Origin of the sequence: Labrenzia sp. THAF191a (assembly GCF_009363335.1) — a bacterium.
GTDB classification, from domain to species: domain Bacteria; phylum Pseudomonadota; class Alphaproteobacteria; order Rhizobiales; family Stappiaceae; genus Roseibium; species Roseibium algicola.
In genome coordinates this window covers 2,599,383-2,614,772 of the sequence record NZ_CP045333.1, presented here as the reverse complement: position 1 = coordinate 2,614,772, position 15,390 = coordinate 2,599,383, and the positions used below count along the sequence as shown (strand labels likewise).

The 15,390-nt window shown below is 60.2% G+C and carries 15 protein-coding genes; 6 read left to right on the top strand and 9 right to left on the bottom strand.

The annotated features are described in order from the left end of the window. Positions 1 to 141: 141 nt before the first annotated feature. From FIV05_RS11970 to FIV05_RS11945, 6 genes are all read left to right on the top strand, one after another. A complete protein-coding gene (locus tag FIV05_RS11970; RefSeq protein ID WP_023003125.1) occupies positions 142 to 1,239 on the top strand; it encodes a TRAP transporter substrate-binding protein in 1,098 nt (365 codons plus the stop codon). 587 nt (positions 1,240 to 1,826) lie between these two features. Next, on the top strand, positions 1,827 to 2,330 hold the full coding sequence (locus FIV05_RS11965; protein WP_062491410.1) for a TRAP transporter small permease subunit: 504 nt from the start codon (positions 1,827 to 1,829) through the stop codon (positions 2,328 to 2,330). After that, positions 2,327 to 3,877 carry a TRAP transporter large permease subunit gene (locus FIV05_RS11960; protein WP_152509693.1) on the top strand — a complete coding sequence of 517 codons (1,551 nt, stop codon included), beginning with the start codon at positions 2,327 to 2,329 and terminating at the stop codon, positions 3,875 to 3,877. Before FIV05_RS11965 ends, FIV05_RS11960 begins: the two co-directional genes overlap by 4 nt. 155 nt (positions 3,878 to 4,032) lie before the next feature. Beyond that, positions 4,033 to 4,740 carry an ABC transporter permease gene (locus tag FIV05_RS11955; protein ID WP_023003122.1) on the top strand — a complete coding sequence of 236 codons (708 nt, stop codon included), beginning with the start codon at positions 4,033 to 4,035 and terminating at the stop codon, positions 4,738 to 4,740. Further along, positions 4,733 to 5,557, top strand: a complete 825-nt coding sequence (locus FIV05_RS11950) for an ATP-binding cassette domain-containing protein (RefSeq protein ID WP_152509692.1) — start codon at positions 4,733 to 4,735, stop codon at positions 5,555 to 5,557. The genes FIV05_RS11955 and FIV05_RS11950 overlap by 8 nt, the downstream gene beginning before the upstream one ends. Beyond that, positions 5,554 to 6,390 (top strand): substrate-binding domain-containing protein, encoded by an 837-nt coding sequence (locus FIV05_RS11945; RefSeq protein WP_023003120.1) that lies wholly within the window; start codon positions 5,554 to 5,556, stop codon positions 6,388 to 6,390. Before FIV05_RS11950 ends, FIV05_RS11945 begins: the two co-directional genes overlap by 4 nt. Before the next feature lie 271 nt (positions 6,391 to 6,661). Here the strand turns inward: FIV05_RS11945 and FIV05_RS31860 are convergent, their stop codons facing one another. The 9 genes from FIV05_RS31860 to FIV05_RS11905 form a co-directional block, all read right to left on the bottom strand. After that, positions 6,662 to 6,790, bottom strand: coding sequence for a hypothetical protein (locus tag FIV05_RS31860; protein WP_023003119.1), 129 nt, complete (start codon positions 6,788 to 6,790; stop codon positions 6,662 to 6,664). Next, positions 6,787 to 8,142: a c-type cytochrome gene (locus FIV05_RS11940; RefSeq protein WP_209009955.1), complete on the bottom strand. Its 1,356-nt coding sequence runs from the start codon at positions 8,140 to 8,142 to the stop codon at positions 6,787 to 6,789. Before FIV05_RS11940 ends, FIV05_RS31860 begins: the two co-directional genes overlap by 4 nt. Before the next feature lie 12 nt (positions 8,143 to 8,154). Continuing rightward, positions 8,155 to 9,381: a formate dehydrogenase subunit gamma gene (locus FIV05_RS11935; RefSeq protein WP_055656237.1), complete on the bottom strand. Its 1,227-nt coding sequence runs from the start codon at positions 9,379 to 9,381 to the stop codon at positions 8,155 to 8,157. Between the two features lie 138 nt (positions 9,382 to 9,519). After that, positions 9,520 to 10,113: a formate dehydrogenase FDH3 subunit beta gene (gene fdh3B / locus FIV05_RS11930; RefSeq protein ID WP_006937368.1), complete on the bottom strand. Its 594-nt coding sequence runs from the start codon at positions 10,111 to 10,113 to the stop codon at positions 9,520 to 9,522. Between the two features lie 12 nt (positions 10,114 to 10,125). Then, on the bottom strand, positions 10,126 to 13,029 hold the full coding sequence (locus tag FIV05_RS11925; RefSeq protein WP_152509691.1) for a formate dehydrogenase subunit alpha: 2,904 nt from the start codon (positions 13,027 to 13,029) through the stop codon (positions 10,126 to 10,128). Between the two features lie 104 nt (positions 13,030 to 13,133). Continuing rightward, on the bottom strand, positions 13,134 to 13,334 hold the full coding sequence (locus tag FIV05_RS11920; protein WP_023003115.1) for a hypothetical protein: 201 nt from the start codon (positions 13,332 to 13,334) through the stop codon (positions 13,134 to 13,136). Between the two features lie 58 nt (positions 13,335 to 13,392). After that, complete coding sequence (locus FIV05_RS11915; RefSeq protein WP_055656785.1) at positions 13,393 to 14,001, bottom strand: molecular chaperone TorD family protein; 609 nt, start codon at positions 13,999 to 14,001, stop codon at positions 13,393 to 13,395. A gap of 63 nt (positions 14,002 to 14,064) precedes the next feature. Continuing rightward, a complete protein-coding gene (locus tag FIV05_RS11910; protein ID WP_209009954.1) occupies positions 14,065 to 14,739 on the bottom strand; it encodes a DUF3306 domain-containing protein in 675 nt (224 codons plus the stop codon). Beyond that, positions 14,736 to 15,305, bottom strand: a complete 570-nt coding sequence (locus tag FIV05_RS11905; RefSeq protein ID WP_209009953.1) for a DUF3305 domain-containing protein — start codon at positions 15,303 to 15,305, stop codon at positions 14,736 to 14,738. Before FIV05_RS11905 ends, FIV05_RS11910 begins: the two co-directional genes overlap by 4 nt. Positions 15,306 to 15,390 lie beyond the last annotated feature (85 nt).

Here is a 15,390-nt window from a genome sequence, read left to right as displayed (position 1 = left end):
GGGCGCAGAAAGATGACCCGGCAACTATAGTTCAATCAACAGTCTGCTTTCATGCTCCAACATGAAAGCAGGTTGATCCTGGGGAAACAATCAAGCACGGCGGGACACTCCGATCCATTCCTTTGACTGAGGGGTAATACCATGAAAAGACGTGATTTTCTGAAAGCCGGCGCCACCGGCACAGCCGCTGTTGCGGCCTCCACCCTGGCCGCACCTGCCATTGCGCAGGACGTGCACCAGTGGCGCATGGTCACCGCATGGCCGAAGAACCTGCCGGGACCGGGCGTCGCTGCCCAGATGCTGGCGGACCGCATCACCGCATTGTCCGGCGGCCGCATCGAGGTGAAGCTCTTTGCAGCCGGCGAAATCGTCCCGGGCAACGGCGTGTTCGATGCCGTCGGCCAGGGCACTGCCGAGCTGTACCATGCTGTTCCCGCCTATTGGGGTTCCAAGTCCAAGGGCATCCTGCTGTTCGGTTCGCAGCCGTTCGGCCTGACGGCTCCCGAACAAGCTGGCTGGATGATCCACGGTGGCGGCCAGGCTCTCTATGACGAGATCTATGCCCGCTTCAACCTGAAGCCGTTCCTGTGCGGCAACTCCGGACCGCAGTGGGCTGGCTGGTTCCGCAACGAGATCAACAGCGCCGACGACCTGAAAGGCCTGAAGTTCCGGTCCACCGGTCTTGCCTCCGAAATGTGTTCCAAGCTCGGCATGGCGGTTCAGGCCATGAGCGGCCCGGCCATGTTCCAGGCGCTTCAGTCCGGCGCGCTTGATGCGGGCGAGTTCATCGGTCCGTGGACCGACAGCGCGCTCGGCTACTACCAGATCGCCAAGAACTACTACTGGCCGGGTGTCGGCGAGCCGTCTTCCGCTGAAGAATGTGCCGTCAACCTGGAAGCCTACAACGCCCTGCCGGACGACCTGAAGGAAGCCGTGCAGCGTGCCTGCGCAAGCCTCTACAATGACGTTCTCACGGAATATAACACCAAGCACGCCCAGGCACTGACCCAGCTGGTCAACGATCACGGTGTAATGGTGAAGAAGCTTCCGGACGACGTCATCGTCGCAATGGGCAATGCCGCCGGTGAGGTGATCGCCGAACTGCGTGCGGACGAAGACGAGCTGGTGAAACGCATCACCGAAAGCTTCCTCGCCTACCGCAAGCTGATGCGCGAGTACATGCCCTATGCCGACAACGGCCAGATGAACGCGCGTATGCTCGACTACAACTACGACTGATCGGGCTCTCGTCTGACCCACATCGGGGGAAGTGCGCTTTCCCCGATGTGGCGGCGTGTCACCATCCCTGTCGTTCGCCTGAGGGGAACCAGTGGCCTGTCTGGACAGATCGTCACCTTGTTCCAGCACGTGTGACCGATCCTTCAAGACAGCGCTTCGTGCTTCCTCAGGATGAGGGTGTGGGTGGGGATGGGTTTTCCTCGTGACTTGGCAAATGGACAAATCATATTGCTCCTGCTTTCGTCATCCCATGGCTCGACCATGGGATCCATCCCGTTTCCTCTCCACCCCTGAGGTCGTTTCGAGGTAACGGCATGGCTTGCAGGGTCGAGCCCTGCAATGACGAATATCTGAGAGGTTTGAGACTGCGGAGAGACCGGGAGGTTCGAAGGTGCCGTTCAATGGCACCCCTCCACTTGTCATCCCGGACGGAGCGAAGCGCAGATCCGGGATCCAGTACGCGGCAGCCTTTCAAACCAGAGCAAGTAAGCCGGGGTTACTGGATCCCCGCCTGCGCGGGGATGACAAATGATAAGACGTCTGCCACTGATCCAGAAGGCAGAACAGTCAGCAAACAGGAACCACAGATGGAAAAACTGGCGGGCGCGCTGGAGCGTGTCAATTCGGTAATAGGCAACACGCTGTGCTGGGCGGCGCTTCTGATGTTGCTGCTGCAATTCACGATCGTGTTGCTTCGCTATGTCTTTGGCTACAGCTTCATCTTTCTCGATGAAGGCGTGCTGTATTTCCACGCGGCGATCTTCATGCTCGGCGCCGGGTACACTTTCCTCGTCAATGCCCATGTCCGTGTCGACATCTTCTATGCCAGAAACAGCGAACGCGCGCAGGCGTGGATCGATATCTTCGGACACCTGTTCCTGCTGACACCGGCTCTCGTCGTGCTGATCTGGTTCTCCTGGCCGTCCGTGCGCGGCAGCTGGGCCATTCTGGAAGGGCCGATTTCCGTCGGCGGCATCCCTGCCTCCTTCCTCCTGAAATCCCTCATTCCCGCCTATTGCGTGCTGCTGCTGATCCAGGGTGTGGCCGCCTTCATCCGCGATGTTCAGAAGCTGAAAGGCGTCAGTGCATGAGCCTGCCTCTCGATCTCATCATGTTCGGCGCGCTGATCGCCTTCATTCTGCTCGGCTATCCAGTTGCCTTCACCATTGCGGGCGTTGCCACGGGCTTTGCCCTGCTCGGCTGGATGATGGGCGACTTCAACATTCAGCTCATGGGCGCCATGGGCCAACGTTTCTTCGGCGTGCTCACCAACCCGGTCCTGACCGCGATCCCGCTGTTCGTCCTGATGGGCGTCATTCTGGAAAAGAGCCGCATCGCAGAGGATCTGCTGGAGACAATGGGCCGGCTCTTCGGCCGCATGAGAGGTGGTCTCGGTGTTTCGGTGATGCTGGTCGGTGCCCTGCTCGCCGCGTCCACAGGCATTGTCGGCGCAACGGTGGTTGCCATGGGCCTCATCGCCCTGCCCACAATGCTGCGCAATGGCTATGACCCCAAACTTGCCTCCGGCATGGTCTGTACCGCCGGAACGCTCGGCCAGATCATTCCGCCGTCGACACTGCTGATCATCCTGGCCGACGTCATGTCCAATGCCTTCCAGCAGGCGCAATACGCGCAGGGCAAGTTCACCATCGAGACGATCTCGGTCGGCCAGACCTTTGCAGCCGCCATGATCCCCGGTCTGCTGCTCGTCGCCGTCTACTGCGCCTACATTGTCGGCCGGGCCTACCTGTTTCCGAATGATGCGCCAGCGATGTCGGAACATGTCGACCAGCCGTCAGGCCGGGAAATTGCTGCCGCCATCGTGCCGCCGATCCTGTTGATCGTTGCAGTGCTCGGCTCCATCCTCGGCGGCATCGCCTCGCCCAACGAGGCAGCTTCCGTCGGTGCCGTGGGCGCGATCCTGCTGGCGGGCCGCCGTCTCGGGGTGTCCTCAAGGCTCATCGTGCTGGCAACAGCTGCGCTCCTGACGCTTGCAATCGCCGCATCGATCCTGCCGATACGCCTGCAACGCTCCGATGTCACGGCTGGTGGCTACGTTATCGCCGCTGTCTATGCGGGGCTGGCGCTGTTTTCCCTGGGCGTCGTTCTGCACATCCTGAAGAAGGCTTTCGCGGACGGGCTCCTGAAAGCTTCCATGCTGTCCACGCTGACAGTCACCTCGATGATCTTCGCAACCATCCTGATGGCCAGCTTCTTCTCGCTGGTTTTCGTCGGCCTTGGGGGGGAAGACCGGGTCCATGACATCCTTCAGGAAATGCCGGGCGGTCCGACAGGCGCCCTGATCTTCGCGATGCTGTTCGTCTTCGTGCTGGGCTTCTTCCTGGATTTCGTCGAGATCTCGGTGATCCTGCTGCCGGTTCTGATACCGCCCCTGATCCTGATGGGCATCGACCCGATCTGGCTGACGATCCTGATCGCGATCAACCTGCAGACCTCGTTCCTGACCCCTCCCTTCGGCTTCTCGCTGTTCTATCTGAGAGGCGCGGCACCGAAGGAAATCACAACGGGCCAGATCTACCGCGGCGTCGTTCCCTTTATCATCCTGCAGATCATCGCCGTCGCCATCCTCTGGACCTTCCCGATGTTCGCCACCTGGCTGCCCCGCTGGCTGTACTGAGGAGTTTCTCGGCAAGCCGATAAAATTCACGATCTACCTAAAAAAGCCACAGCGCCTTCCGCTGTGGCTTTTTTGTGCGTGTCCATGTCGTACATGAGTTTCATTCTTTGGCATTTTACGTTATTTTTTCCCATAGAGAGGGAGAAATGACAGGAATGGACAGTTTCTGGGGGGCATTTGCTGGAGCCCTTGGCCTGGTCGTCGCGCTGGATCCGGATCTGATGGAAATCATCGGCCTGTCCATGCGGGTCACGCTTACGGCTGTCGTTCTTGCCTGTGTCATCGGCCTGCCCCTTGGCGCGGCGGTCGGCACTTTCAATTTCCCCGGAAGAACGCTCGTCGCAGTCATCTTGAACGCGCTGATGGGCCTGCCCCCTGTCGTGGTCGGCCTGCTTGTCTATCTCGTCCTGTCGGCATCCGGACCGCTCGGGCCGCTGCGCCTGCTATACACGCCGACTGCCATGATTATCGCGCAGATGGTGCTGGTGACGCCCATTGTCGCCGCGCTGACACGCCAGGTTATCGAGGATCTCAACAGGGAATATTCCGAGCAATTCGCATCGCTCGGCGTCGGCCGCTTTGATCGTCTGACAGCCATGCTCTGGGATGCCCGCTACAGCCTTCTGACGGTCGCGCTGGCCGGTTTCGGTCGTGCGGTTGCCGAAGTCGGAGCGGTAATCATTGTCGGTGGCAACATCAACCATGTTACCCGCGTGATGACCACGACCATCGCTTTGGAAACATCCAAGGGCAATCTCCAGCTTGCCTTGGCGCTCGGCGTGATTCTGCTGATGATCGCCTTTGCCGTGAATGCCGGTGTCATGGCCCTTCGTGCCTCAGCTGCGAGGGCCGCCTATGCGTGACGCAGCTTTCGACACACCAGGGACTGCCTCCACAATGTCGCGCCGTAGCCCGGCGGTGCAAGATCCCTTGCTGGATGTCAGAAGTCTCGGCTTTTCGGCAGGCGGCGAAAAACTTCTGCACGACGTCGATGTTGCCATCCGCCGCGGTTCACGCACCCTCATCATGGGCCCGAACGGAGCCGGCAAGAGCCTCTTGCTGCGACTGATGCACGGTCTGCTTCAGCCGCAGGAAGGTGCGATCCTCTGGCAGGGCGGCCGGATGGACGCCACCGCCCGCCGCGCACAGGCTATGGTCTTCCAGCGTCCCGTGTTGCTGCGCCGCTCGGTTATCGCCAATCTCAAGTTCGCACTGAGCGTTCGCGGCCTGCGTGGCAGCGAACGCGCCGACAAGGTCAGGGCCGCGCTGGAAACGGCAGGCCTCAGTCATCTGGCCCGGCGCCCGGCGCGCGTCTTGTCCGGCGGAGAGCAGCAGCGCCTGTCCCTGGTGCGCGCTCTTGCCTGCGACCCCGAACTCCTGTTTCTCGACGAACCCACCGCCAATCTCGACCCGGCCTCCACTGCTGCGATCGAGTCCCTAGTACTGGAAGCCAACGCCCGCGGTGTCACCGTTGTTCTGGTGACCCATGATGCAGGCCAGGCAAAACGCCTCGGTGAAGACCTCGTGTTTCTGCAGAACGGCACCGTGGTCGAAACAGGACCTGTCGAAAAAGTGCTTGCCAACCCCAGAAGCGAACCCGTTCGCGCCTGGCGGGACGGCAGGCTTTACCTTGGACCCAACACCCAATCCCTGAATGATTACCCCGGGAGGAAAAATTGATCAGAAGAGCATTTCTGGCGCTCGCCGCCGCCGTCCTGACGACCGTATTTGCCGGTCAGCCGAGTTTTGCGGAAGACAAGTTCATTGTCGTCCAGTCGACCACCTCAACCCAGAATTCGGGCCTGTTCGACTATCTCCTGCCCATCTTCCAGGAAAAGACCGGTATTGAGGTCCGCGTGGTTGCCGTTGGCACAGGCCAGGCCATCAAGAACGCCGCCAATGGCGATGGCGATGTCCTGTTCGTTCACTCCAAACCGTCCGAAGAAAAATTCGTCGCAGATGGTCTCGGCGTTTCTCGTTCCGACGTCATGTACAACGACTTTGTCATCGTCGGCCCGGCAAACGACCCTGCAGGCGTCGCCGGCTCGAAAGATGTCGTGGAGTCCCTGAAGAAAATCGCCGATGCAAAGGCCCCATTTGCCTCTCGCGGCGATGACAGCGGCACCCACAAGGCGGAGCTTCGCCTGTGGAAGGCCGCCGGCATCGACCCGAGCGAAGGGTCTGGCGACTGGTACCGTGAAACCGGCTCCGGCATGGGCGCCACCCTCAACACCGGCACCGGCATGGGCGCTTACGTCATGACCGACCGTGCCACCTGGATCTCCTTCGGCAACAAGGGCGACTACAAGGTTGCCGTTGAAGGCGACCCGATCCTGTTCAACCAGTACGGCATCATTCTGGTGAACCCGGAAGTTCATGCCCATGTGAAGGCCGATCTTGGCCAGCAATTCGTTGACTGGGTTCTGTCCAAGGAAGGCCAGCAGGCTATCGCCGACTACAAGGTCGACGGCCAGCAGCTGTTCTTCCCGAATTCGGACAAGGGCTCAAGCTGAGCCCGTCTGACCGTCTTCTCGCTTTCCGAGTGAGTGGAGCCAGATAGCAATCTGTGTCGCATGCTCCGCTCAGACCTTCCCCCTTCTCACGCGAGGAGGGGGATTTTTTTTGACCTGATCAAAGCCAATTGGACTTGCGTGGAGTTTCAAGGTCACCCCGGGGCGAAAGGCAAGTACGCCGCACAAGGTACCGCTCATGAGCTATCAAAAGCCCATGTGGAAAGGAATTAGCGGCAGGCGCCGTCTGTTTCCGTCAAATTCCGGGTAATCGTTATTCCCCCAAGCGCACGGATGGGCTGGAGGTGAAGTCGGCGCTGGAGAACCGCAGGTGTTCCAGAACCTGGTTGGCGCCGATGGCAATCACGATAATGGCGGCAAACGCGATGAGCATTGTTTTCATTGTGTATCTCCTTCGGATGGCGCCGTCGCCGATTTCAGATAGTCGATCAGGTCATCACGGTCTTGCTGTTCCACAATCCGCTGCATCGGCATCTTCGACCCGGGAATATAGTGATCCGGACCGTCCAGGAACAGTTGATCGATCGTCGCTTCCGACCAGACAATATCAGATCCTGACAGGGTCGCCGAATAGGGATAGTCCGGAATAGTGCCCGCACGCCGGCCGAAGATGTTGTGAAGCGTCGGCCCGGCCTTGCGCGCGGTATCGCCGGTCAGGGCGTGGCAGATCGAGCATTTGCGCGCGAACTGCCGTTCGCCGTTGGACATTTCTTCCGGTTGCTTGAGGAATTGCGGTGTCTCGGTTGCCATCGGATCGAAGGTTGCAAGATCCGCAAGCGGCCATGAATAGACGATGTTCTCGATGCCGCCCGCATGCAACACATCGCCGTCCTTCGAAAAGGCGAGCGCCCAGATCGGACCTTTCAATGCTGCCCGGAAGTCCGTTTCGAGCGCCCAGGACGTCGTGTCGAACACTGTGATGTATCCATGACCGTCACCGGTCGCCAGACGTGTGCCATCCGGACTGACCGCCATGGCCAGGATCGGCCGGCGCTCGAAAGTGAAGTCATGCAGCCGTTCGCCGGTTTCAATATCGACGATCCGCGTCACTCCGTCCTGGGAGCCGTAGGCAATCCAGCTCTCCCGGTCACCCTCACCGCCAATGGCAATGACATTGATGCCGAAACCGTTGCGATCAACGACCCGCTTTTCACTTTGCGTTGCCAGATCCCAGAGCTTGATCGACCCGTCGACCGACGCGGAGTAGAGCTGGCGCCCGTCCCTTGAAAACGCGACCGCGTTCACCCCGGCTGCATGTCCGGCAAGATAAGCCGGCTCGCCGCCGGCAACCGGCCACAGTCCCACACGTGCATCCCAGCTTGCGCTGGCAATCGTCGTCCTGTCGGGAGAAACCGCAAGCCCCATGATCTTGGCCGTGTGCCCTTCCAGAACCCGGTTCGAGTTATCGTGGGTGTTCCAGAGAACAAGATCGTTATCGTCTCCGCCGGACACCAGATGACTACCGTCCAGAAACTGAACCACCTTCACCGCCGCCGCATGACCCTCAAGCCATTGCGGCACCCGGTCTTTCCAGATGCCGACCGAATTGTCGAAGCTGGCGGTCGCCACCTGCCCGGTCTCAAGGGAAACGTCGATATCCATGACCGGGCCGCCGTGACCTTTCAGGGTCTGGAAATCGGCGCTACCGGCTGCGGAGACCAGCGTCAGAAGGAAGCCGGCAGCGGGCCCGAAGACCCGCGCAAGCAACCATACGGGATCCGGCTGAAACGGCATGTCACGCCGGGCCTATTCGGCGGGAACCGCGCTGTCGCCGCCTGAATGTTTGGCGGCTTCGCGCTTTTCAGCTTCTTCGACTTCCTTCACCCAGAGGCCGTGGTGCTCCTTCGCCCACTGCAGTTCAACCTCGCCGGAACCCATGGCGTCATAGGCGCCTTCCATGCCGATGGAACCGATGTAGATATGCGCCAGGATCAGCGCCATCATCACGAAAGCCACAATGGCGTGCCACAGCTGCGCAAACTGCATTTCCTCATGCGGTGCAAGCGCGGTAGGCAATGTACCGAGACCCACCAGCTGCGGCAGGCCGAGTGCGTTGAGCTTTTCGAAGGTGACCGCAAACATCGGCATTTCGAACGGGAACAGCAGCGACAGACCGGAAACGGAGATCGACGCGCCCAGGACGATCACCCCCCAGAACACCAGCTTCTGGCCGAAGTTGAATTTCTTGGCCGGCGGGTGCACGCCTTTCTTGAAGAGCCCGCCACCGACGGCAATCCATTTTACATCCGTCTTGTTCGGGATGTTGTGTGCCACCCACATCACGAACACCATGATCAGGCCCAGCATGAAGGCCCAGGCGACGTTGTTGTGGATCCACTTCGAGAAATGCGCGACGGGCGCAAAAGCGTCCTTGCCGATCATGGGGATGATCACGAAGCGCCCGAAAAGCGTCAGCAGGCCGGTAATGCCAAGCAGGACGAAGGATCCCGCAAGCAGCCAGTGCCCGAAGCGCTCGATCGCCTTGAAGCGGGTGATGGTGCGGCCGGTCTTCTCGCCATCGATGCGAATACGGCCGCGAATGAGATAGAAAAGGGCCAGCAGCACGATGGTCCCGCCGAGCAGCCAGGCGCCATAAGTGGCAAGCGGACCCTTGCGCCATTCGAGCCAGCGCATGCCACCATCCTGCATCAGAACGGTTGCTGCGAAACCGCCCGAAGAGACTGTTACATCTGCGGAGCCATACCGCAGTGCCCGCCAGAGCTCCGGATCGGAGACACCGCCAAGTGTCCCGAGCTGTGAGGAAATCGACGCCGCGTCATCCGGGTCACCGGTATTGTTGCGGCGGAAGTCGTAGTCGACCTTCTCCCCCCGCTGGCGCTTCATGATGTCTTCAAGCGTCTGCGCACCGCCGGTCGCCGACCGGTCGGCGGACGTATCCTGTGCAAACCCTGTCCCCAGACCCGCACCAAGAAAGGCCAGAAGAACAAGCAAAGCCATAGTCACGCGTTTCATGACCGCAAACCTCATTGTCGATTACAACCGGAGACGAGCGGGGCGGCTGTAAAGCCGCCCCGCCTACGTTTCTTTCAGGCATCTACCCAAGCGTGACGGGCAGTCCGGCGTGCCGGTCTGCCCTCACCCCGCAAGGGATCAGCCGCCTTTCTGGCCGTAAGCGGTACCCCAGCCCCAGGCACCCGAGCCGAAGCCGCGGGCAACCACACGTTCGCGGTAGATGGCCGACACGACGTCGCCATCACCCGCGAGCAGGGCCTTGGTGGAGCACATTTCCGCGCAGAGCGGCAACTTGCCTTCGGCGATACGGTTGCGGCCGTATTTCGCGAACTCTGCAGTGGAGTTGTTTTCTTCCGGACCACCTGCACAGAAGGTGCATTTGTCCATCTTGCCGCGCGATCCGAAATTGCCCGCCTGCGGGAATTGCGGTGCGCCGAACGGACAGGCGTAGAAGCAGTAGCCGCAGCCAATGCACAGGTCCTTCGAGTGAAGCACCACGCCTTCTTCGGTCTGGTAGAAACAGTCCACCGGGCACACCGCCATGCAGGGTGCGTCCGAGCAGTGCATGCAGGCCACGGAGATCGACCGTTCGCCCGGTTTGCCATCATTGATGGTCACAACACGGCGGCGGTTGATGCCCCACGGCACCTCGTGCTCGTTCTTGCAGGCCGTGACGCAGGCATTGCACTCAATGCAGCGTTCAGCGTCGCAAAGGAACTTTGATCTTGCCATTTGTCGTCCTCCTTACGCTGCCGAGATCTTACAGAGAGTAGCCTTGGTCTCTTGCATCTGGGTCACCGAGTCATACCCGTAGGTCTGAGCGGTGTTACAGCTTTCCCCAAGCACATAGGGGTCTGCACCCTTCGGATACTTCGACCTCAGATCCTCGCCCTGGTAATGACCGCCGAAGTGGAACGGCATGAAGGCAACGCCTTCGCCGACACGTTCGGTAACCATCGCCATGACCTTGACCTTGCCGCCCTCCGGGCCTTCGACCCAGACCTGTGCGCCGTCACGTACCCCGAGATTGTTGGCATCCCGCGGATTGATTTCGACGAACATGTTCTGCTGGAGTTCCGCCAGCCAGGGGTTCGACCGGGTTTCGTCCCCGCCGCCCTCGTATTCGACCAGACGGCCGGATGTGAGGATGATCGGGAAGTCCTTGGAGAAGTCGTTCTTCTGGATCGACGCATAGAGTGTCGGAACGCGCCAGAACGACTTGTCGGCATAGGTCGGATAGTCCGCGACCAGATCCCGCCGGTTGGTGTAGAGCGGCTCGCGGTGCAGCGGCACCGGATCCGGGAAGGTCCACACAACGGCACGCGCCTTGGCATTGCCGAACGGGGCACAGCCATGGGCGATCGCCACGCGCTGGATACCGCCCGAAAGGTCGGTTTTCCAGTTCACGGTGCCGATCTTGTCCGCAGCGCCGGCAACAGTCTCGATCGACTGACGCTCTTCGGCCGTCAGGTCACCATCCCAGCCGAGGTCGATCAGCATCTGCATGGTGAACTCGGGATAGCCGTCCTGAATATCCGCACCGGGGTTGGAGACGCCTTCCGCCAGAAGGTTCTGGCCATCACGCTCCACGCCGTAACGGGCACGGAAGCACAGACCGCCTTCAGCGACCGGCATGGACATGTCGTAGAGATTAGCCGTTCCCGGGTGTTTCATCTCTGCGGTGCCCCAGCACGGCCACGGCATGCCGTAGAACTCGCCGTCGTTCGGACCGCCGACTGCACGCAGCGTGGTGCGGTCGAAGGTGTGCTGGTTCTCCATGTGCGACTTGATACGCTCAGGCGACTGGCCGGTGTAACCCACCGTCCACATGCCGCGGTTGAACTCGCGTGTCAGGTCTTCGATGTTCGGCTCGTCCCCGTCCATACCGATGTTGCGGAAGAGACGGTCGTCGAAACCGAACTTCTTGGCGAACATGGCCATGATCGTGTGGTCGGGCTTGGATTCGAACAGCGGTGCGATCACCTGTTCGCGCCACTGCAGCGACCGGTTGGAAGCGGTCACCGAACCACGGGTCTCGAACTGGGTCGAGGCCGGCAGCAGGTAACAGCCGTCGGTACGGTCGTGCAGGATTGCCGAAACGGTCGGATAGGGATCAACCACGACCAGAAGGTCGAGCTTTTCCATGGCCTGTTTCATTTCCGGCAGACGGGTCTGGGAGTTCGGGGCATGGCCCCACAGCACCATCGCACGGGTGTTGTCCGGCTGTTCCAGGTTCTCCTTGGCTTCAAGGACACCATCGATCCAGCGGCTGACCGGGATACCGGTCAGGTTCATCATGGCCTTGTCCTTGCCGTCCGCACCCTTGATGGTGCCGAAGCGGCCTTTCAGCCAATCCAGATCTTCTTCCCACACACGAGCCCAGTGAGCCCAGGAGCCGGCGGTCAGGCCGTAATAGCCCGGCAGCGTGTCGGCGAGAACGCCGAGGTCGGTCGCTCCCTGCACGTTGTCGTGGCCACGGAAGATGTTGGTGCCGCCACCGGCGGTGCCCATGTTGCCGAGCGCCAGCTGCAGGATGCAGTAGGCACGAGTGTTGTTGTTGCCGTTGGTGTGCTGGGTGCCGCCCATGCACCAGATCACGGTACCCGGACGGTTGTTGGCAAGCGTTCGCGCCACGCGCTTCAGCTGGCTTTCCGGCGTACCGGTGACACGCTCGACTTCATCGGGCGTCCATTTGGCAACTTCTTCGCGGATCTGGTCCATGCCCCACACGCGGGTGCGGATGAACTCCTTGTCTTCCCAGCCGTTTTCGAAGATGTGCCACAGAATGCCCCAGATGAGGGCAACGTCCGAACCCGGACGGAAGCGCACATATTCGTCGGCATGGGCCGCGGTGCGGGTGAACCGCGGATCGCAGACGATCAGCGGCGCGTTGTTCTGTTCCTTGGCGCGCAGCACGTGCAGCAGGGAGACGGGGTGAGCCTCCGCCGGATTGCCGCCGATGATGAAGATCGCCTTGGAATTGTGGATGTCATTGTAGCTGTTGGTCATGGCGCCGTAGCCCCATGTGTTCGCTACGCCGGCAACCGTCGTGGAGTGGCAGATGCGGGCCTGGTGGTCGACGTTGTTCGTTCCCCAGTAGCCTGCAAATTTGCGGAAGAGATAAGCCTGCTCGTTACTGTGCTTGGCCGAGCCGAGCCAGTAGACGCTGTCCGGACCGCTTTCTTCGCGAATCTGCAGCATCTTGTCGCCGATCTCGTTGATCGCCTCGTCCCAGCTGATCCGCTTCCACTCTCCGCCTTCCTTTTTCATCGGATATTTCAGGCGGCGCTCGCCATGAGCGTGTTCGCGGACGGAAGCTCCCTTGGCGCAGTGGGCACCCAGGTTGAACGGGCTGTCCCAACCGGGTTCCTGCCCGATCCAGACTCCGCTGGAAACTTCGGCGATAACGGTACAGCCAACGGAACAGTGCGTGCAGATCGACTTGACGGTCTTCACGGCATCGCCGGTGGATTGTGCCTTGGCTTTGGTGACCGTTCCTCCGGTCACGGTAATGGCGGCCAGGCCGCCTGCGGCAAGACCGGATCCCTTAAGGAACGTACGGCGGTCTACCGACTTGTGTGCAGCGTCTTTCAGGATACTTGCACCTTGGGGGCGTCGCGCAACCCCATTGGTCTTTTTCCTAAGCATATTGCCCTACCTTGCTTGTATCAGAACCTGATACGGCTGGGTTATTTGTGAACCGGCGTCCGGGCGTCACGCAACCATGGCCGGGGAAGTCTCACAGGGTCCAGTTAGAACCGGGCGCTGTCGTAGTAGGCACGGGTATGAACCGTGTCCTGCATCTTGTCGGAAGCCAGGTCCGGTTCAGCCGCCTCAGCGGTGGTTCCGGCGGTTACCGTGGTCACGGCAACCGGGGCAGAAATCGCCGCCAGCTTCAGGAAGTCCCGGCGGCCTGTACCCTCTTCGGGGCTTGCCGTTTCGGGTCGTTTCATTGTCGCATTCCTCCTCTCGCAGATGGATGGCCAAGCCACCCCATTTCAGATGCAACCGTCAGTTCGAGATCATGTCGAAGCCCTGTGCCTCGATTTCCATGAACTGGCGCCCCAACGATCCGACAGCACCGTAGAACACCGATGTTCCGGCCGCTTCCAGATCAGTGAAGAAATGTATCGCCCAAGGTTCCACGTGGGCGTTGAAGAAACTCTTCTGTTCGCTGAGAGACGTCACCTTGCCGAAACGGCCGAGGATCATCCCCGCCATCATCTCCATCAGCGATGCGATGTTGTCTTCCGGCTCGTGCTTGTCTTCAGCGCGCTCGATCCCGCGCTCCGCCATGTCCTGGCGCAGCTTCGCGAGAGGCTTTTCGTTGAGGAAACCTGTCAGATAATAGCTGGCGTATGGCAGCAGCTCACCGCGCCCGAGACCGACGAAAAGGGCATTGAATTCACGCTCGGCCGTCTCCGGCGTCGTTACCGCCGCAATTCTGGCAAGCACATTGAGAGCATTGCCGAGGGGCGTATCACCACCCTGCAGGCCTGCAATCTGCTCGAGCAGTTCGGCTCCGGCCGGGCGCGCAAGCACCAGTGCCAGAAAGTCGTATAATTCGGACCGGGCCTGATCTTCCGGTTCGATAATGAATTCCCTCGCCACAACGGCCATTCGAGCCTTTTCCTCCCACACACGCAGTGCTTTTCTGGCGCAAAAACTTCTTAGACTTTAGTATTAATCAAAGTCGAAACGCATTCGGCGCCGTTTCGGCAGGCGCTCTTCTTCGGCTTCGACCAGTGCTGTTTCATCAGACACAATAGTTCCAATTTCACTAATTTGCACCTTCTCGTCTCTTTGCGTCAATCGAATAGATGTTTTTCCATTTTCGACATAAGTATGCTGCGCTGCAGCAAGTTGTTCCGATTGCGGCGCAGCAGAATCACTTTGCCCGGAAAGTACTTCACCTTCTCCGGCCAGCGTAGCGTCCGAGTTTTCGTCCGGCCCCGTTTCAGAGATTTTTTTCAAGAATCCACGACCAACTTCATAGGCGGTCTTCACCACCTGACCGGCGGTCGATGCATCGGTAAAATCATCGTCATAATCGTTCAGGCCATCGAGATTGGCGAGAACGGGATTGGACAGCCACAAACGGCGCAATGCTCTCCGGCGCAGACGCTCCGGCACGGTCTTGGCCAGGAACTGCGTGAAATCGTCGTCCTTCTGCAGGCTGTCGGGATCAGGCAATCCAAGTTCTTCCAGGATTTCCGCGTCGGTCTTTTCTTCCAGCTCGACCCGTTTCGCGGTTTCAAGCTCAGCGTCCCGGCGCTCGATTTCCGCGGCTTCGGCCTCACGAACCGCAGCCTTGCGCCTTGACCAGAAATCCATTGGCTTGTCGTCGCCGGAGTTCACTGCAGTGTGTCCTTCTTTCGGGTGCCGGGCGCCCGGTAAACGTCGGCAAGCTGCCGGATGCGCGGATCACCTATGCCTTCTTCCTCCAGGTCGATCCGGTGCTTGTCACGCTGACGCTTGTAGAAGATTTCCTCTTCATGGTGCATGTCAACGAATTCCCGGACCCAGGCAATCAGCCCTGTCGGCATTGGCACCTTTTCGACAAAGACCTCGGCGGAATCCGCGTAATCCAGACCTTCATGGGCAGACGCTGTCATGTGCAGCACCTCAATGGGGATTGCTGGAGCCAACTCCGGGGCGGCCCGCATCACCACGTAGACAGAGGGAACCTTGTCGGACAGGGCAATCAGATAGGCTTCGGTCTGGGTGTGATGCAGCTCCAGGCTCAAGGTCGTCGCATGGTATTCGATCGCATCGCCTTCAGCCCGCAGCATTTTCCAGTCCGCAGGCGCGGCCCCCGGCAGCAGGGACACCGGCAGCCAGGTCCACTTCTGCCAGCGCGTTACGCCGGGCAGCCTGCGCACCACAACCCCCACCGGCATGACGCGCGTTCTTTCCCTAGTCACGAACCACCTACCTCCCCGTCCGCCGGTTCAATCCGACTCTGTTTTGATGTTACGTAAAATGCTGTAGCAAGCGACATAAATTTCA